Origin of the sequence: Marinimicrobium sp. UBA4209, from assembly GCF_002381585.1 — a bacterium.
GTDB lineage: Bacteria > Pseudomonadota > Gammaproteobacteria > Pseudomonadales > Cellvibrionaceae > Marinimicrobium > Marinimicrobium koreense.
The window spans coordinates 23,543-39,583 of the sequence record NZ_DFTP01000114.1 but is presented as its reverse complement, the minus strand read 5'-3'; the positions used below and the strand labels follow the sequence as shown (position 1 = coordinate 39,583).

The window sequence follows — 16,041 nt, the reverse complement described above, 5'->3', positions numbered from 1 at the left end:
AGACTCAGGCCTCTCCGCCGTGCCGGTTCAGGCCCATCTTTTCGAAGGCCTGATACAGCTTAGCCAGGGTGATGGGCTTGCCCAGATAATGGTTCATGCCCGAGGCGAATACCTCTTCACGGTGTTCCTGCAGGGCGTGGGCGGTCAACGCCACAATGGGAATCGCCGGACGGTTGTGATGGCGCTCGTGCTCGCGGATGCTGCGGGTGGCTTCAAAGCCATCCATTTCCGGCATTTCGCAATCCATCAGGATCAGGTCGTAGCTTCCCCGGCAGGCGGCCTCATAGGCGGCCAGGCCGTCTTCCACCAGCCGCGCGTCGATACCCATCTTGCCCAGCAACCCATTGATCACCATCCGGTTGACGGCATTGTCTTCAGCCACCAGCACCCTCAGGTGGGCGAATTGCTGATAGTCGGTGGGCGTCGGCACCTGGGTGTTCTCATCCTCCAGGTTTTCGCCCAGCATGCTGATCAGCCGGCGGCGTAGGCTGCGGGCAGAAAACGGTTTGTGCAGCACACTGTGAATGCCCAGGTTCGCCAGATTCTCGGGCTCGGCGCCGAGCTCTCCCGCATCAAGCAGCAGTCGGGGAATGTCCTGGGCGATCGAATCGCCTTTGAGCTGTTCGGCTAGCGCAATGCCCTCCATGTCATCGAGCTGGCTGCCGATGGCAATAAAATCGATGGCTTTGTTCTGCTCGTTCATCCCGTGCAGCCGAGCGATGGCGTCGGCCCCGGACGCAATGCAGTCCAGAGTCATACCCCAACGTTTGCAGTGGCGGGCGAGGAAGTCCCCCAGGCGTGGGCTGGGGTCGACAAACAGCAGCCGGCGCCCCTTGAGTATGGCCAGCGCTTTCTCCTCCTGTGCCCTCTGGCGGTCCGGCATGGACTCGAAGGCGGCCGTAAACCAGAAGCGGGCGCCCCGCCCCTTCTCGCTCTCGACGCCGATGGTGCCGCCCATCAATTCAGCCAGGCTTTTACAGATGGCGAGACCGAGGCCGGTGCCGCCGTATTGCCGGGTGGTCGATGTGTCTTCCTGATTGAACGAGTCGAACAGGTGGGTCTGCGAGGAGCGCGCAATCCCGATGCCAGTATCCTGGATGGAAAACAGCAGCCGCGGTTGCTCGTCGGTGTAGTCCTCGGCCCGGCAGACTTCCAGCACAATGTGTCCCTTGTTGGTGAACTTGAAGGCATTGCCAAGCAGGTTGATCAGAATCTGGCGCAGCCGGGTCGGGTCGCCTTTGAGTTTGCGGGGAACATCCGGGTCCACGCCACCCATCAGTTCGATACCCTGCTTGTTGGCGGTTGCACCAAACAGGCGCAGGCAGTCTTCAATCAGGTCCTCCAGATCAAAGGCGGCCACTTCGAGCTGCATTTTGCCTGCCTCGATTTTCGAGTAATCGAGGATGTCGTTGATGATTTCCAGCAGGGTTTCCCCGGAGCGGTGAATCACATCCAGGTAGTGTTTCTGGTTGTCGTTCAGGGGCGTGTCCCGCAGCATGTCCAACATGCCGATCACCCCGTTCATGGGGGTGCGGATTTCGTGGCTCATGGTGGCCAGAAACTGGCTCTTGGCCCGGTTGGCATCTTCGGCGGCCAACTTCTGGCGCTCGTTGCGGGCCTTCTCCTCCCGCTCGTGCAGGAGCGCCAGCTCCATCGCCTGACGCTGCTCGATATCCTCGAGCAGCGTTTCCCGCATGTGATTGATCGCCTCCACGACATTGTCCAGCTCGTCGGGGTTGTCATCCGGCTTGATGCGTTTCAGGCGCAAGGGGGTGGTCAGGTTATCCAGGTGGAGCTGACGGGCGTAGTGGGCGATGGTTTCCATATGGCGGGTCAGCAGGGTGTACACCAACCACAGGATGAAAAACGAAATGATCAGAGTTTTGGTGCCCTGTACGCCGGCGATAAACAGCGTGCGTTGCCACAGTCGGTCATAGATGTTGGTCAGGCTGGCGGTAATCTGCAGGGTGCCCAGCTCTTGCCGGGGTGTGCTTTCGTCCTGATAGACCAGGGGGTATTCCTTGATCAGATACTGGTTGGGACGCGCTTCAATATCGGCCTGGGTCGTGCCCTCCTTGTACTCGATCAGGGTCTGCTCGGCGTTATTCCAGTCGCGCCAGGAAACGCTCACCTGCACCACGTCTTCTACATCCAGCACACTGTCGATCTGAATCGACAACTGATCCTGGTCAAACCCCCACAGGCTTTTGGTGATGCTCGCCAGGGTGCTGACGCGGACCTGATCCAGGCGCTCTTCCAGTGCCGACAGGTCGTCGTGAAAGCTTGAGTAGAGTTGCATCAGGATGGCCACCAGAGTGATGGCCGAGCTGCTCAGGATGATCAGCCCGAGCAGGCGGGTGGCGATGGGGTTTTCGCGTGTGTAGCGAATCAGTCGCAGCATGAAGGTCGGTCACTGGCAGAGTGGGCGAAGCGCTCGCACTAAGTGTAGCACTTCACCCTCTGGCCGGTTACCGCTTTTGACTGAGCTGGACCTCCAGGTCCTCCAGTGAAACACCTTTGGTCTCGGGCATCAGGTAGCGCACGAACAGCAGTTGCAGCACCATCATGACAGCGAAGAAAGCAAATAGCGGTGCCCCGCCGAGGGTGCCGGCAAAATACGGAAAGCTGAACGCGACCAGGGCGGCAAATACCCAGTGAGTGCCCGAGCCCAGGGACATGCCGTAACCGCGGACGCTGTTGGGGAAGATCTCGGCAATAAAGACCCAGATGCAGGCGCCCTGACCGATTGCGTGGGAGGCGATAAACACAAAAATCAGCAGCGGCACCAGGCTGCCACCGAAGGCTTCCAGATGAAAAATCAGGGCCAGGCTAGTCAGTGACAGAATGTAGCCAAAGGAGCCAATGTACATGAGAAAGCGCCGCCCGAAGCGGTCGATCAGCGCCAGACCGATCAGGGTAAAGACCAGGTTCACCAGCCCGAGTCCGGCGGAGGACAAGAGCGCGGCACTGCTCTCCATGCCCGCCATGGAAAAAATGCGCGGCGCGTAATAGATCACCGCGTTGATGCCGGACACCTGATTGAAAAACGCAAACAGAAAGGCGAGCAGAATCGGCCAGCGATAACGGCCGGACAGAAACTCCCGGAGCTCGCTGCCCTGCGCCTTCTGTTTGTGGCTGTGCTCAATCTCCGCCAGGGCCTGCTCGACCCGGCTGGGGTCGATCATCGTGAGCACTCGGCGAGCCTCGTCGTGGGCGGCGCGCCGGGTGATCAGCCAGCGGGGGCTGCGGGGCACAAACAGAATCAGAATCACAAACAGCAGGGCGGGCACCACTTCCACGCCCAGCATGATGCGCCAGTCGCCCCCGGCACTGGCCACACCGTAGTTGGACAGATAGGCACACAGGATGCCGAACACCAGGTTGAACTGAAACATGGCGGTCAGGCGGCCGCGCAGACCGGTGGGGGCGATTTCCGAGATATATACCGGGGCGGCCACTGAGGAGGCGCCCACGCCGAGCCCACCGAGAAAGCGGAACAGCATCAGGCTGTAGGCATCGGGGGCGAGGGCCGAGCCGAGTGCCGAGACCAGATACAGGACTCCAATCCAGAACAGGGTTATCTTGCGCCCGTAACGGTCGCAGGGAATGCCGCCAAAGATGGCACCGATGACCGTACCGGCCAACGCCGATGAGACCATCAGGCCGATCAGGGCATCCGAGAGCGCCCACTGTGCCTGGATGGCCTGTTCCGCGCCGGAAATGACGGCGGTATCAAACCCGAACAGGAAGCCGCCCAGCGCGACGGTGAATGACCAGAACAGCAGTCTGGCGTGATTGATGGTACGAGTCATGGAATCGGTCCGTTATTACTATTATGAGAGGTCGGTCTGTAACCGGTATCATAGTCCCTGATACGGGAAATCACCAGTTTCTGTTGGCCCCATGGGCTATCAGGGTTCGTCCGTTTGGGCAAAGGGCACGTACACTGGTCACACTATCGAACTTCAGGAGTGACCCACCATGTTGAGCTGGCTCAAGTCAGACCCCCGTAAAAAGCTGCAGAAAGCCTACGAACAGCGCCTCAAGGACGCCATGCTCGCCCAGCGCAGTGGCGATATCAAAACCTACTCTTTATTGACCGAAGAGGCCGAGGGGATCTATCAGCAGATCAAAGCCCTGGAAGCCGACAGCAGCCGCTAGCAGAATGAAACACTAAAAAGCGGCCAGCACGTCGTTGAGAAACCGACGCCCGAGGTCGGTCGTACACAGGCGCTTGTCCTTGGGATGTACCAGTCCCTTGCGTTCCAGGTCGCGCCAGGCCGGGTCCAGCCTGGACAGAGGTAGACCGGTGTACGCCTCGAATGCTTGCGCCGGTACGCCTTCGTTCAGGCGCAGAGCATTGAGCAGGTAATCCAGTGGCAGGTCCTCGGGCTTGAGGGTCTCCTGCCCGGCGAGCATCGGGTGCTCCGCGTTCGCGGGCGTGGTCGAAGCAGCGGCGGCCCGCTCAAGGTAGTGAGCGGGTAAGCGGGTTTTCCAGCGCCGGGTGATGTCGCCGCGCTCGGGATGGGTCACTTTCCCGTGGGCGCCGGCACCGATGCCCAGATAATCCCCATAGGTCCAGTAGTTGAGGTTGTGCCGGGCGGGCTTGCCGGGCTGGCAATAGGCAGATACTTCATACTGGCCGTAGCCCGCCTCGGCCAGCAGGGCTTCGCCGGCCTGCTGGATATCGGCCAGGGTATCCTCCACCGGCAACAGCGGGGGCGCACTGTAAAAATGGGTGTTGGGCTCGATGGTCAACTGATACCAGGACAGGTGCTCGGGGGCCAGTTCAATGGCCTGTTGCAGGTCGGCACAGGCGGCCGCGGTGCTCTGCTCTGGCAGCCCGTGCATCAGGTCGAGGTTGATATTGTCGAAGCCGGCCTGCCGGGCCATGGCCACGGCGGCCAGCGCTTCATCGCGACCGTGAATACGGCCCAGCTTGTGCAATTGCTCGGCCTGAAAGCTCTGCACCCCGATGGACAGCCGGTTCACCCCGGCGCGGCGATAGGCACTGAAGCGCGCCTGCTCGAAGGTGCCGGGGTTGGCTTCCAGGGTAATCTCCGCATTGGAGGCCAGTCCCACCGTCTGATCGACGTTTTCCAGAATCCGACCAATCGCCTCGGCGGAAAACAGGCTCGGCGTGCCCCCGCCGAAAAATACCGTCTGGATGGCGCGCCCCTGAGCCAAATCAGCCTCGGCGGCCAGGTCGGCCCCCAGGGCGGCGACGTACTCTGCCTCGGGTAGAGCGTCACCGGCCTGGTGCGAGTTGAAATCGCAGTAGGGGCATTTGCGGACGCACCAGGGAATGTGAATGTAGAGCGAGAGCGGGGGGAGGCGCATGGCAATCCGGCGGTTCACTAAAAACAGGCCGTCACTATACCATGACCTCCGCCTCCCTTACCTCCGCCGCTCTTGTCTCGGAAGGGCGGAAGTCTAATCTGCCTCGCTGTTCGTCGTTGCCAGTGTCTGCCCGGAGGGCGCCAGGTGCTCATCCAGAAATGCCAGTACCTCCTCGATCAGCATCTGGCGCACCGGCTCCTCACCGTAACTGTGGCCAGTATCTTTCAGCGGCAGGTACTTCACCGGTTTGTTGGCCGCCTGCAGTTTTTCCAGCATCAGCTCTGATTGCTCAATCGGCACAATCTCGTCTTCTTCCCCGTGGACCAACAGCACCGGGGCGCTGATACCACTGGCGAAGTTGGCGGGCGAGTGAGCGGCCAAGCGCTCCGGGGTGAAGTAGTTTTTGGCGATAGAGCGAGAGAAGTATTCGATGACCCAGTGGTCTTCGCCCAGGTCCTTCTCTTCATGTTCCAGCATGGCGTTCAGGTCGCTGACCCCATGTATGGAAATGGCACAGCGATACAGATCGGGGGTAAAGGCTGCGCCCGCCAGGGCTGAGTAACCGCCGTAGCTGGCGCCGGCAATGCAGACCCGGTCCGGATCGATAAAGCCGACGTTGCTCAGGGCTTTTACCGCATCGGATACGTCATCCTGCATGGCTCGGCCCCACTCGCCCAGACCGGCCGCCCAATGCTCGTATCCGAAGCCGTAAGAGCCACGGAACTGGGGCTGAATGACGGCATAGCCACGGGCGGCAATCGACTGAACCAGCGCGTCGAATTCCTGGCGATCGTAAGATTCCGGCCCCCCGTGTGGTAGCACAACGGCGGGCAGGTTTTCCGGGTTGGCGGCGTGAACCCGCGGAATGGTCAGCAAGGTGGGAATGACCAATCCGTCCCGGGCTTTGAACTCAAAGGGTACCGAGGGTTGCACTTCGGCTTCGCTGATACCGGGATAGGCACTCAACAAAAAACGCACCGGTTGATTTTTCTGCGACAGGTAAAACTCGCCGGCGGTGGAGGGCCCCTCCAGATACAGCACCAGATTGTTCAGCTCGGAGTCGGCGTTGACCACATAAAGGGAGTGACCCTTGAACTGTGCCTGAAGTTTGCTCACCCGATCATTCAGCACGGCATCAAAAAAGTGGTAGCTGGGGTTAAAGCCCGCGTAGGTGATGCCAATCGCGACCCGCTCGGCGTTGAGACGGACGTTGGCGATGTCGCTATCGTTGCGGTTGAGGTCGAGCCGTTCCTGCTTGCCACTGTTCAGGTTCAATCGGTAATACTCGAGTCGACCGGTATCCCAGTCCTCCTTGAGCATCACCAGTGATTGCTGATCCGGTGTTTCTCCGATAAACGAGGCCACGGTGCGCGGCGAGTTGTCCGAATAGATAACCCGCCAGTCATCGCCGTCACGCACCAGAATCTCGTGCTGATAGTCGTCTTCGTTGTAACGCTCCTGCGCCAGGACTTTTCCGTTGCGCCCGACGAACCAGTCCACGGTATAGGAGTGGCCATCTTCCAGGACCTTGGGATTGCGCGGTTTCTCAATATCGACTTCGAGCAGGGCGTAATCGGGTTGTCGATCGGTTTTGGAGCGGGGCACATAGGCGGGCATGTACAACTTCCGGCCGTCGTCGGAAATCCCGAGAATTCGCCCCAGGCCCTGCTGGCCGGCGTAGATGACATGGCCCGGGCGCAACAACTGTTCGATGTCGCCGGTCTCGACGTTCAACGCATAGGCGGTACTGATTTCGTTACGGCCCCGAAAGCCCATCAGACGGGTTTCCTTGGAGGCGACCATGATCAGGTATTGGTCGCTGACAAAATGCAGCCGCCGCGGGTCCATTTCCCCGACGTGGGCACCGGTGATGTTTTTTCCTTCCTTCAGGGAATGAACCAGAATCAGGTCTTTATCGCCATCCCGGGTACGAAACGCCAGAAGTTCACCGTTGGGCGAAATGGCGACCATTTCCCGGGAAGGGTCGACACCGTAGAGAGAGGCGAGCTGTTCCAACTCCGGTGAGTCTGCGGCGGTTGGAAGCGCAAGTAGGGTGAGCAAGGCGATAGAGCAGACCCTGAGTATGGAGAGAGCGTTGAACAGGAGTGAATCGGCGCGAGTGCCGGAGAGAGTTTTCATCATGAGTACAGCCCGTCCTTCTTGAGCAGATGTGAATGTCACGACGCCATTACGGTCGGCATCACGTCTACTGCTCCATGACGGGGCGCCTCAACCCTGGCGTTATTATTAGTACGACAATTGGGATTACGCCACAGGTTGGCGTGAATTTCAATTGCCAATTGTCCGTTTGCGTGCGGGGCGTCAGGACGCCCCGTTGGTCAGCCCGGCGAGCAGCGCCCGGGTGGCGATGGCCCGGTGGCTGATTTTGCCTTTTTCTTCTTTGCCCAGCTCCGCTGCGCTGCACTGACGTTCGAGGACCTGAAACAGGGGGTCGTAGCCAAAGCCGCCCTCACCCTTGGGTCCGGTGCGGATGCGCCCGCGCCACTGGCCCTGAGCGATCACCGGGGTGGGGTCTTCAGCGTGGCGCATCAACACCAGCACACAGTGATAGCAGGCGCCGCGCTCGGCCTCGGGGACGCCCTCGAGTTCCTGCAGCAAGCGAGCATTGTTATCGGCGTCGGTGGCCTTCGGGCCAGCGTAGCGAGCCGAGTAGATGCCGGGGCGGCCATCCAGAGCATCCACAGACAGACCTGAGTCATCGGCCAGGGCCGGCAGGCCGGTTTGGGCGCTGGCGTGGCGCGCTTTCAGGATGGCGTTCTCGACAAAGGTCAGGCCGGTTTCCTCGGCGCTGTCGAGTCCGAACTCGCCCTGGGAGAGGACCTGATAGCCGCAATCGGCGAGCAGTTGTTGAAACTCTTTCAGTTTGCCGGGGTTGCCACTGGCGAGTACCAGTTTCTGCATGCATGCTCCTCAGTGGATGGTGAAATTACTTTTCAATGTACAGCTTTTGGCTGAAGCGCAGTTCGAAGCTCTGCTCGGCGCCCTCGGGCTGAATGGTAATCCGGAAGTTGTACATCTCTTCATTGAGATGGCGCACCGGAGCGATGTAGTAAGTCGTGTCGCCTTCGCTGATCTCTTTGAACTCGAGGGTCTGGCTCTGTTGTAACAGATTGTTGGCGGTACCACTCAGTCTGGCGGGTAGGCCCAATCCTCCGTCGGCGCGGGCAATGCTGACGTTGACCAGGGCCCGGTCTTCACTGCGCACCAGATTGTGCACGCTGGCGATGTCGGGCAATACGAAGGTGCTGTTGAACACGCTGTAGTACACCTGGTAATCACCAAAGCGCTCCGAGCCACTCTGGGCATGGGTCAGGGGCGACAGTAGCAGCGCTAGCAGGGCGGTCAGGGACAGCAGGCGTGACATGTGGGTTCTCCGGCTTCGAATGACAAGGGTTCGGACGCGAGCACGACCAGGAGAAAGTCTACCTTACTCGGTGGGTCTTTGGCATAAGGTTGGAATACAAAAAAACGGGGCCGTCTGGCCCCGTTATCGATGCGTGTTGGTCTGCTCCGTTTTAGGAGTCCTGTTCAATACGCGCTGTCAGCTCCGCCTCAATCTGGCTGCGCAGCTCTTCGCTCTGACCGGCCTGGTTGGCGATCTGCTGGTACTCAGAGATGGACAGACCGGAATCGCTCACTGCTTCCTGCATCTTGGTCTGGGCTTCCTGCTGCAGTTCGGTGGCTTTCTCGGGATCTTCCACCGCCTGAAGCTTCTGAGTGTACTCCTGGTTGATGCCCTGAACCGCCATGTAGGCGTCCACGAAGCTTTCCACCTGGTTTTCGCTTACGTCCATTGCTTGAGCCTGAGGCTGGGCCTGCGGGGCTTGCGCTTCGCCCTGGGCGGAAACGGTCGCTGCACCGAACAGCAGACCAACAGACGCCAGCAGAGCGAGTACGGGATGTTTGATGGTACGCATAAGTTTCTCCTCACAGTGAAACAGAGTGTGGGTTTTCAAAAACCCGTTAGTTGTGTTGCGTACCCGGGTTTATCGCAACGCCCGTGCCAGAAGTCCAAAAAATTTATAACGCTTTGATCTGTATGGGTTTTGTTTAGGTTGCGGCCTGCTGTGTGTGGACTGGGTCACTGTGCCCTTTCGCTCATGTGCCAATTTGACTCACCCTTGAGTGTGTCGGATGGGCGCAAGCTGCTCAGAGAGGCAAATTCACGCGTCGGTTTCCAGCCAGCGGTAGAGGGTGCGGCGACCGATGTTGAGAATATCGGCGGCGCGCTTTTTGTTGCCGTCCACCTGATCGAGCACATAGTGGATGTAACTGCGCTCCACTGCATCCAGCGACACCAGCTCGCCCTCGCCGGTGGGGGGCTGCCAAGAGTCGCCGGAGGCGGGCTCCGGGGTTGGCGTGGCCTGGTGAATCCGCTCGGGCAGGTGTTCGGGCCCGATCAGGCGCTCCGAGCAGAAAGTGACCGCACGTTCGATGATATTGGACAGCTCGCGCACATTGCCCGGGAAGGGGTAGCGCTTGAGCAGGTTGAGCGCCTCGCCACTCAGGCCGTCCACCGGTTGCTGACGGCGCTGGTTGAACTGGTGCACCATGTGCGCGATAAGCCGCTCCAGGTCATCGCCGCGTTGGCGCAGTGGCGGCACTTCGATGGTGAAGGTTTCCAGCCGGTAGTAGAGATCCTCCCGAAAGCGCCCCTCGCTGACCTCATCGGGCAGCTCCCGGTTGGTGGCGGCGATGATGCGCACGTTCAGGTCCTGTTCGGTGTTGCTGCCCACTGGCCGCACCCGACCGTCCTGCAGTACCCGCAGCAGGCTCGATTGCATCTCCATGGGCATTTCGCCGATCTCATCGAGCATCAGGGTGCCGCCGTCGGCGGCAGCAAACAGGCCGCGCCGGGCCTTGCTGGCGCCGGTAAAGGCGCCCGCGGCATGGCCGAACAGTTCACTTTCCAGCAGGTTGGCGGCAATGCCGCCGCAGTTGAGCGCAATGAATGGGCCATCCCGACGATCGCTTTCCCGGTGAATGGCGCGGGCTACCAGCTCCTTGCCCACGCCACTCTCTCCGGTCACCAGCACCGGGCCGCCGGCCTGGGCTACCTGCTGTATCTGGGTGAACAGTTGGCGCATGCGCGGGCTGCGCCCGATCATGCCGTGAAACTCGCCCTGATCCAGCAGGCGCCGATAGTAGCTCAGCTCCTGCTCCAACTGTTGGCGCTGTAGAGTGCGGGTGATGGACAGGGTAAAGTGGTCCAGGTCCAGGGGTTTGGTCAGAAAGTCATCGGCGCCGCGTTTGAGGGCATCCACCGCCTGATCGATGGTGCCAAAGGCGGTGATGGCGATAAAACTCGGGCGGACGGGCAACTGACGCAACTCTTCGAGCAGGTCCAGACCGTTGCCATCGGGCAGATGCAGGTCGCTGACCACCAGTTTGGGCGCCTCCTCGCTCAGCCACTGCCGGGCGCTGGCCAGATCCCCCTTGCCGGCACAGCGGTGACCGGCATCGGTGAGCTCTTCCAGCAACAATTGACGCAAGTCCGGGTCATCCTCGATCACCAGAATGTCCACGGGAGCGGCACTGGGGGTGTCAGGCATTGGGAGTTACCTCAGGTGCGTTCAGGGCGGACGGCGAGTCGGCCGGGGGCTGAAAGGGGATGGTCAGATCAAAGCGGGCCCCGCCGAGCTCGCTGGTGCCGATGTCGATACGGCCACCGTGCTCGGTGACCACGGCGTTGACCACTGCCAGCCCGAGCCCGGTGCCGACCCCCACTGGCTTGGTGGTGACAAAGGGTTCGAGCAGCTGTTCGCGTATCGAGGGGTCGATGCCCGGGCCGTTGTCCTCCACCACGAGCTGCACGGCGTCGGCCGTGCAGTGCCAACTCAGCCGGACGAGGCCGTTGGGGGTGGCCTGCACGGCGTTGCGCAGCAGGTTGATCAGTGCCTGCTCCAGGCGCAGGCGATCGGCATTGAGTGCGGGGCAGGGGGCCTCGGACGCCTGAACCTGGATGTCGACCACCTGTTTGCGACGCTCCTCTTCCACCTGCTGCAGGGAGGATTGCATCAGATCGGTCAAGCGGACTTCCCGGTGCTCGGGGGTCACCGGGCGGGCAAAATCCATCAGCTGGCGGATGATCCGCTCCATGCGCTGCAGCTGCTGGCGGATGTCCTGCAGGGTTTTGGCATCCTCGGGGGTTGCTCGGCGCAGGGCGCGCTGGGCCTTACCGTCGGCCACGCTCAAGGGGGTGCCCAACTCGTGCGCGACCCCGGCGGCAAAACGTCCGATGGCGGCCAGTTTTTCGGCTTGGTGTAGCTGGTGTTTGAGTTGGTATTCCCGTTCCCGACGAGTGGTGATTTCCCGCTCGGAGGCGACGATGCTGTCGAGCATCCGATTGATGCCTTCGGACAGGAAGCGCAGCTCGGTGGGGCCCTCGGTATCCAGGCGATGGTCCCGGCGGCCGCTGGCGACGGTGGCCATACCGCTCCCCATGGACTGGATGTGGCGACCAATGGCGCGCTGATAGCCGATCCACACCAGAATCAGCACCAGCAGGGCCGAACCGGCCAGAATGCTGATCGCCCGGGTACGGAAGGCGCGAATCTGTTGGACGAAGTCGCTGCCTCGCCGGGTGACCTGGAGTAACCCGTGGATCCGCCCCCCACTGTCGGTCAGGGGCATGAAGTAGGAAAATACCGCCTCACCACCGATTTCCTCAAAGGCGCTCTGCTCGCTGCCCCGGGAGGCGAGGCTGGCGGCCTCAATGTCCTGTACCTGTACGTTGCTCGGGCCCTGGGCGGTGATGCGGTTGCCCTGCTCGTCGTAGACATAGACGCCGTACACCCGACCGATATCCCCCGCCGAGGTCACGGTTCGACGCAGGGTTTCCTCGTGGCCATTTTCCAGTGCGTAGCTCAGGGGGCGGCGAATGGAGCGGGCGATCAGCTCGATTTCCTCCTCCATATCGGTTTCCGCTGTCTGCTCCAGTTGGCGCAGGCTGAAGCCGGCGGTGGTGATCATGATCAACAGAAAGGGCGCGAGCACAAACGCCAGCAGCGCGGTGCGGATGTTGTACAGACCGAAGGGCTGTCGCAATCCCATGGAGGCTGACTCCCGGTTTGGGGGTGGCTGAAGCGAAGACCGGTCTACTGACCGGCCCGGTCACCGAGGCGCAGGTGGTAAATCGCGGTCTCGCCAAACAGGTTGGGCGATACATCCTTGAGAAAGTTCGGCGACGCTTCGTTGACCACCTGGCGGTGCAGCACGGTGATGCCTTTGTCCCGGCAGAGCACCTCGAAATCCCGGAAGGTGCAGAAATGGATGTTGGGGGTATCGTACCACTCGAAGGGCAGCAGGTCGGACACCGGCATGCGGCCACGCACCGCCAGGTGCCAACGGGCTTTCCAGTGGCCAAAGTTGGGGAAGGTGACGATGCACTCCTTGCCCACCCGGAGCATTTCATCCAGCACTTTATGGGGGTAGTGCATGGTCTGGATGGCCTGAGCCATGATCACGGTATCGAAGCTCTGGTCGGCGAAATTGCCCAGGCCGTCATCCAGGTTCTGCTCAATGACGTTCAGGCCCTTGTCGATGCAGGCGTTGATCTGGTCGGCGCCGATCTCCAGGCCGTAGCCGGAGGTGTTCTTGGTCTCCTGCAGATACTTGAGCAGGGTGCCGTCGCCGCAGCCCAGGTCGAGAATGCGGCTGCCCTCGGCAATCCAGTGCTGAATTTCGGTCTGGTCGAGTCGCATGGGGGCTCCGTTCATGCCTTGGCCTCCTGGCGCTGCGCGTCCCGGGCCACGCCCGCCATGTAGCGGGTGAAGGCCTCCCGGTAGCGTTCGCTGGGCAGCAGGAAGGCATCGTGGCCGTAGGGCGAATCAATGGCGGTGTAGGTGACCGGCTGGCGGGCGCCGAGCAGAGCGTCGACAATTTCCCGGGAGCGCTGGGGCGAGAAGCGCCAGTCGCTGCTGAAGGACACCACAAAAAACCGGCAGCGGGCCTCGGCAAAGGCCTGGACCGGATTGTCGTCGTATTCCCGGGCCAGGTCGAAGTAATCCAGCGCTCGGGTAATCAGAATATAGCTGTTGGCATCGAAGTTATTGGCAAAGCTGTCGCCCTGGTAGCGCAGATAGCTCTCCACCTGAAACTCCACCGGATCGTGCTGACCGCGCACAAAGCTGCCGCTGCGCAATTCCCGACCGAATTTCTCGCCCATGGCGTGATCGGACAGATAGGTGATATGGCCAATCATACGCGCCACCGCCAGCCCGCTGCGGGGCAGGGTGTTGTGCTCCAGATAGCGCCCGTCAAGGAAGTTCGGGTCGGACATGATCGCCTGCCGGGCGGTTTCGTTGAAGGCAATGTTCTGGGCGCTCAGCTTCATTGCCGAGGCGATCACTACCGCGTGACCCAATCGGTCCGGATACTCCAGAGCCCAGCGCATCACCTGCATGCCGCCGAGACTACCGCCGACGATGGCGGCCCAGCGTTCAATGCCCAGCGCATCGGATAAACGGGCCTGACTCTCGACCCAGTCACGTACCCGCAGCATGGGAAAATCCGGTCCCCAGGGCTTGCCGGTGGCCGGGTTGGTGCTGCGCGGGCCAGTGGAGCCGCTGCAGCCGCCGAGGTTGTTGGGGCAGACCACAAAAAACTTGTTGGTGTCGATGGCTTTGCCCGGGCCGATGTAGTTGTCCCACCAGCCGGGCTTGCGATCGTCCATGCTGTGGTAGCCGGCGGCGTGATGGTTACCGGACAGGGCGTGACAGATTAGTACCGCATTGGAGCGGTCGTCGTTGAGGGTGCCATAGGTCTCGTACACCAGCTCGTAGCGCTCGAGCGTGGTGCCACAGGCCAGCGTGAGCGGCTCAGTGAACTCCAGAGTCTGGGGGGTGACCAGACCCACCGAGTCGTCGGGCAGGGTGTCGGGCATTGGCAATCTCAGTCCTGGATGGAGAGTAAACCCGCAAGTCTAAGGTTGCGCCGGGAATGCTGCAAGCGATGCGGTCCGGATCAGGGGGCGGTCTGAGCCGCCCGGGGGCGGTGCAGGGGAACCACCGTGGCCTGATGCTCCGGTTGATTCATGGCGGGTTGGGTCTGCTCGCGCACCGCCTGGAGGTCTGCCAGGGCGCGCTCCATCTGGTCGATATTGTCGCGCAGGGTGCTCACCTGCTGAGCCTGGTCCTGTTGTTCCCGGCGCATGCGGGTCAGGCGCAACATATGGTGTTCGAGCAACTGCCGTTGATACTGGTTACGCTGAAACAGCGGCACCAGGGCCTGTTTCAGCCAGTGATCAATGATGTTGTAGAGCTGATGCCATAGCGTCCGGGCCTCCTGGACGAGGGTGCTGACAAAACGCTGAATCAGTGGCCCCTTGAGGCTCAACAGACTGTCCAGCGAGGCGCGGAACTGGTCGGCCTGATGGTGCAGTTGGCGCAACTGCCGGCGTTGGTCCGCGAGGTCCAGCCGGTAGTTGGCTGGGGTCTGGTCGGCGTCAATGGCATGCTCGGGGCGCTGGTAAATGGAGTCCAGTACCCGGTTGGTACGCTCCACTTCTCGCTCCAGGTGGCCCATCTGGTGGTCCAGCCAATCGAACAGGTGTGCCATGGAGCGGGACAACCCCAGGGTGGTCCAGCTGTTGGTCAGTTTCTGGCGGGTGTGGTCGATTTCCCGGGCCAGCCGCTCCGGGCTGATGACCTGGATGAGGGACGGTCTCTGCTTGTCCAGCAGCATCTGACTGGTGCGCAGCGACAGTGACTGTTTGTGGTACTGGCGATGTTTCTGGCGGATGGCCTCGCGCCGTTCGTTGAGCAGGGCATCGCTCTGCGCCCGATCGCCGGTGCGTATCAGCAACAGCTCCTGTTGGGCGTCTGCGATCCGGCCCTTGAGGCTGTGGTAGACGTTGTCGATCATGCTCTGGCTGTCGGTGATCAGGCGTTGGCCGGCCAGTTGCTGACGACTGCGGGCCACTGTCTCCCCGAGGGCCTTTTCCAGGTGACCAAAACCGCTGCGCTCAAGACGCTCGGCGTCGTCGCGGGCGCGGGCCAGCAGTGCCTGCTTGGCCGACAGGGGTAGGACCTGTTCGGGCTCCAGGGCCAATTGGCGGGCGGTCAGTTGGCGGAGTTGCTCCACCGTCTGAGCCACCTGCTCCGGTGGCTGGAGATCATCCCACAGACTGTCGACCTTGTTGAGCAGGGTCAGCACGGCGCTGCCGCGCTGCTGGCGAAGCCCCTGAATATGGTCGCGCCACAGGGTCATGTCGCTGGCGGTCAGACCGGCGTCGGCCGAGAGCAGAAACACGATGGCTTGGGCCTGGGGCAGCACCTTGAGAGTCAGTTCGGGTTCGTTGCCCAGGGCATTGAGCCCCGGAGTGTCGATGATCCGCAGGCCGCGGCGCAGCAGCGGGTGATCAAGGCTGATCATGGCGTGGCGCCAGCGAGGGATGGCCACCTGTCCCTGGTCGTTGCGCTCACTGTTTTCATCGGGACAGAAACCGAGTGCCCGGGCCTCATCGTCGCTGACCCACTGGCTGGCGGAGACCTGATCGAGGGTGGCGCGCAGCGTTTCCGGTGTCTTGGGGTCCAGGGGCAGGGTCACCCAGTTGCGGGGAATCCGTTTGAAACGCTCCAGACTGGCCTGGCTGCGCCGGGTCTCGATCGGCAGCAGGCGCAAGCAGTTGGGCCGGTCCGGGTCGCAGTATATTTCGGTGGGGCACATGGTGGTGCGGCC

13 protein-coding genes are annotated in these 16,041 nt (G+C 61.5%); 1 reads left to right on the top strand and 12 read right to left on the bottom strand.

Going from position 1 to position 16,041, the window contains the following annotated elements; translation table 11 throughout:
- Positions 1-4 precede the first annotated feature (4 nt).
- Positions 5-2,401, bottom strand: a complete 2,397-nt coding sequence (locus B3187_RS16645) for a response regulator (RefSeq protein ID WP_286807600.1) — start codon at positions 2,399-2,401, stop codon at positions 5-7.
- A gap of 67 nt (positions 2,402-2,468) precedes the next feature.
- A complete protein-coding gene (locus B3187_RS16640) occupies positions 2,469-3,812 on the bottom strand; it encodes a sugar porter family MFS transporter (protein WP_286807598.1) in 1,344 nt (447 codons plus the stop codon).
- A gap of 169 nt (positions 3,813-3,981) precedes the next feature.
- Here B3187_RS16640 and B3187_RS16635 point away from each other — a divergent pair, with 169 nt between their 5' ends.
- Positions 3,982-4,161, top strand: a complete 180-nt coding sequence (locus B3187_RS16635; protein ID WP_024461446.1) for a DUF6435 family protein — start codon at positions 3,982-3,984, stop codon at positions 4,159-4,161.
- Between the two features lie 12 nt (positions 4,162-4,173).
- Here B3187_RS16635 and hemW read toward each other — a convergent pair whose 3' ends face one another.
- The 10 genes from hemW to B3187_RS16585 all read right to left on the bottom strand — a co-directional run.
- The gene (gene hemW / locus B3187_RS16630) at positions 4,174-5,340 is read right to left on the bottom strand and encodes a radical SAM family heme chaperone HemW (protein ID WP_286807595.1); all 1,167 of its coding nucleotides are present in this window, start codon (positions 5,338-5,340) and stop codon (positions 4,174-4,176) included.
- A gap of 93 nt (positions 5,341-5,433) precedes the next feature.
- The gene (locus tag B3187_RS16625) at positions 5,434-7,482 is read right to left on the bottom strand and encodes an alpha/beta hydrolase family protein (protein WP_286807593.1); all 2,049 of its coding nucleotides are present in this window, start codon (positions 7,480-7,482) and stop codon (positions 5,434-5,436) included.
- Between the two features lie 180 nt (positions 7,483-7,662).
- A complete protein-coding gene (gene rdgB, locus B3187_RS16620; RefSeq protein WP_123638460.1) occupies positions 7,663-8,262 on the bottom strand; it encodes an RdgB/HAM1 family non-canonical purine NTP pyrophosphatase in 600 nt (199 codons plus the stop codon).
- A gap of 25 nt (positions 8,263-8,287) precedes the next feature.
- Positions 8,288-8,725 (bottom strand): DUF4426 domain-containing protein, encoded by a 438-nt coding sequence (locus tag B3187_RS16615; protein ID WP_024461443.1) that lies wholly within the window; start codon positions 8,723-8,725, stop codon positions 8,288-8,290.
- Between the two features lie 151 nt (positions 8,726-8,876).
- Positions 8,877-9,278, bottom strand: a complete 402-nt coding sequence (locus B3187_RS16610; protein ID WP_123638459.1) for a DUF4168 domain-containing protein — start codon at positions 9,276-9,278, stop codon at positions 8,877-8,879.
- A 246-nt stretch (positions 9,279-9,524) separates the two neighbouring features.
- Positions 9,525-10,913, bottom strand: a complete 1,389-nt coding sequence (locus tag B3187_RS16605) for a sigma-54-dependent transcriptional regulator (RefSeq protein ID WP_286807591.1) — start codon at positions 10,911-10,913, stop codon at positions 9,525-9,527.
- Positions 10,906-12,414: a sensor histidine kinase gene (locus tag B3187_RS16600; protein ID WP_123638457.1), complete on the bottom strand. Its 1,509-nt coding sequence runs from the start codon at positions 12,412-12,414 to the stop codon at positions 10,906-10,908. The genes B3187_RS16605 and B3187_RS16600 overlap by 8 nt, the downstream gene beginning before the upstream one ends.
- Positions 12,415-12,458: 44 nt before the next feature.
- Complete coding sequence (gene metW / locus B3187_RS16595) at positions 12,459-13,064, bottom strand: methionine biosynthesis protein MetW (RefSeq protein ID WP_123638914.1); 606 nt, start codon at positions 13,062-13,064, stop codon at positions 12,459-12,461.
- An 11-nt stretch (positions 13,065-13,075) separates the two neighbouring features.
- Positions 13,076-14,245 carry a homoserine O-succinyltransferase MetX gene (gene metX, locus B3187_RS16590; protein ID WP_123638456.1) on the bottom strand — a complete coding sequence of 390 codons (1,170 nt, stop codon included), beginning with the start codon at positions 14,243-14,245 and terminating at the stop codon, positions 13,076-13,078.
- Between the two features lie 80 nt (positions 14,246-14,325).
- The coding region (locus B3187_RS16585) for a hypothetical protein (protein WP_286807587.1) at positions 14,326-16,041 on the bottom strand (1,716 nt) is incomplete at its 5' end.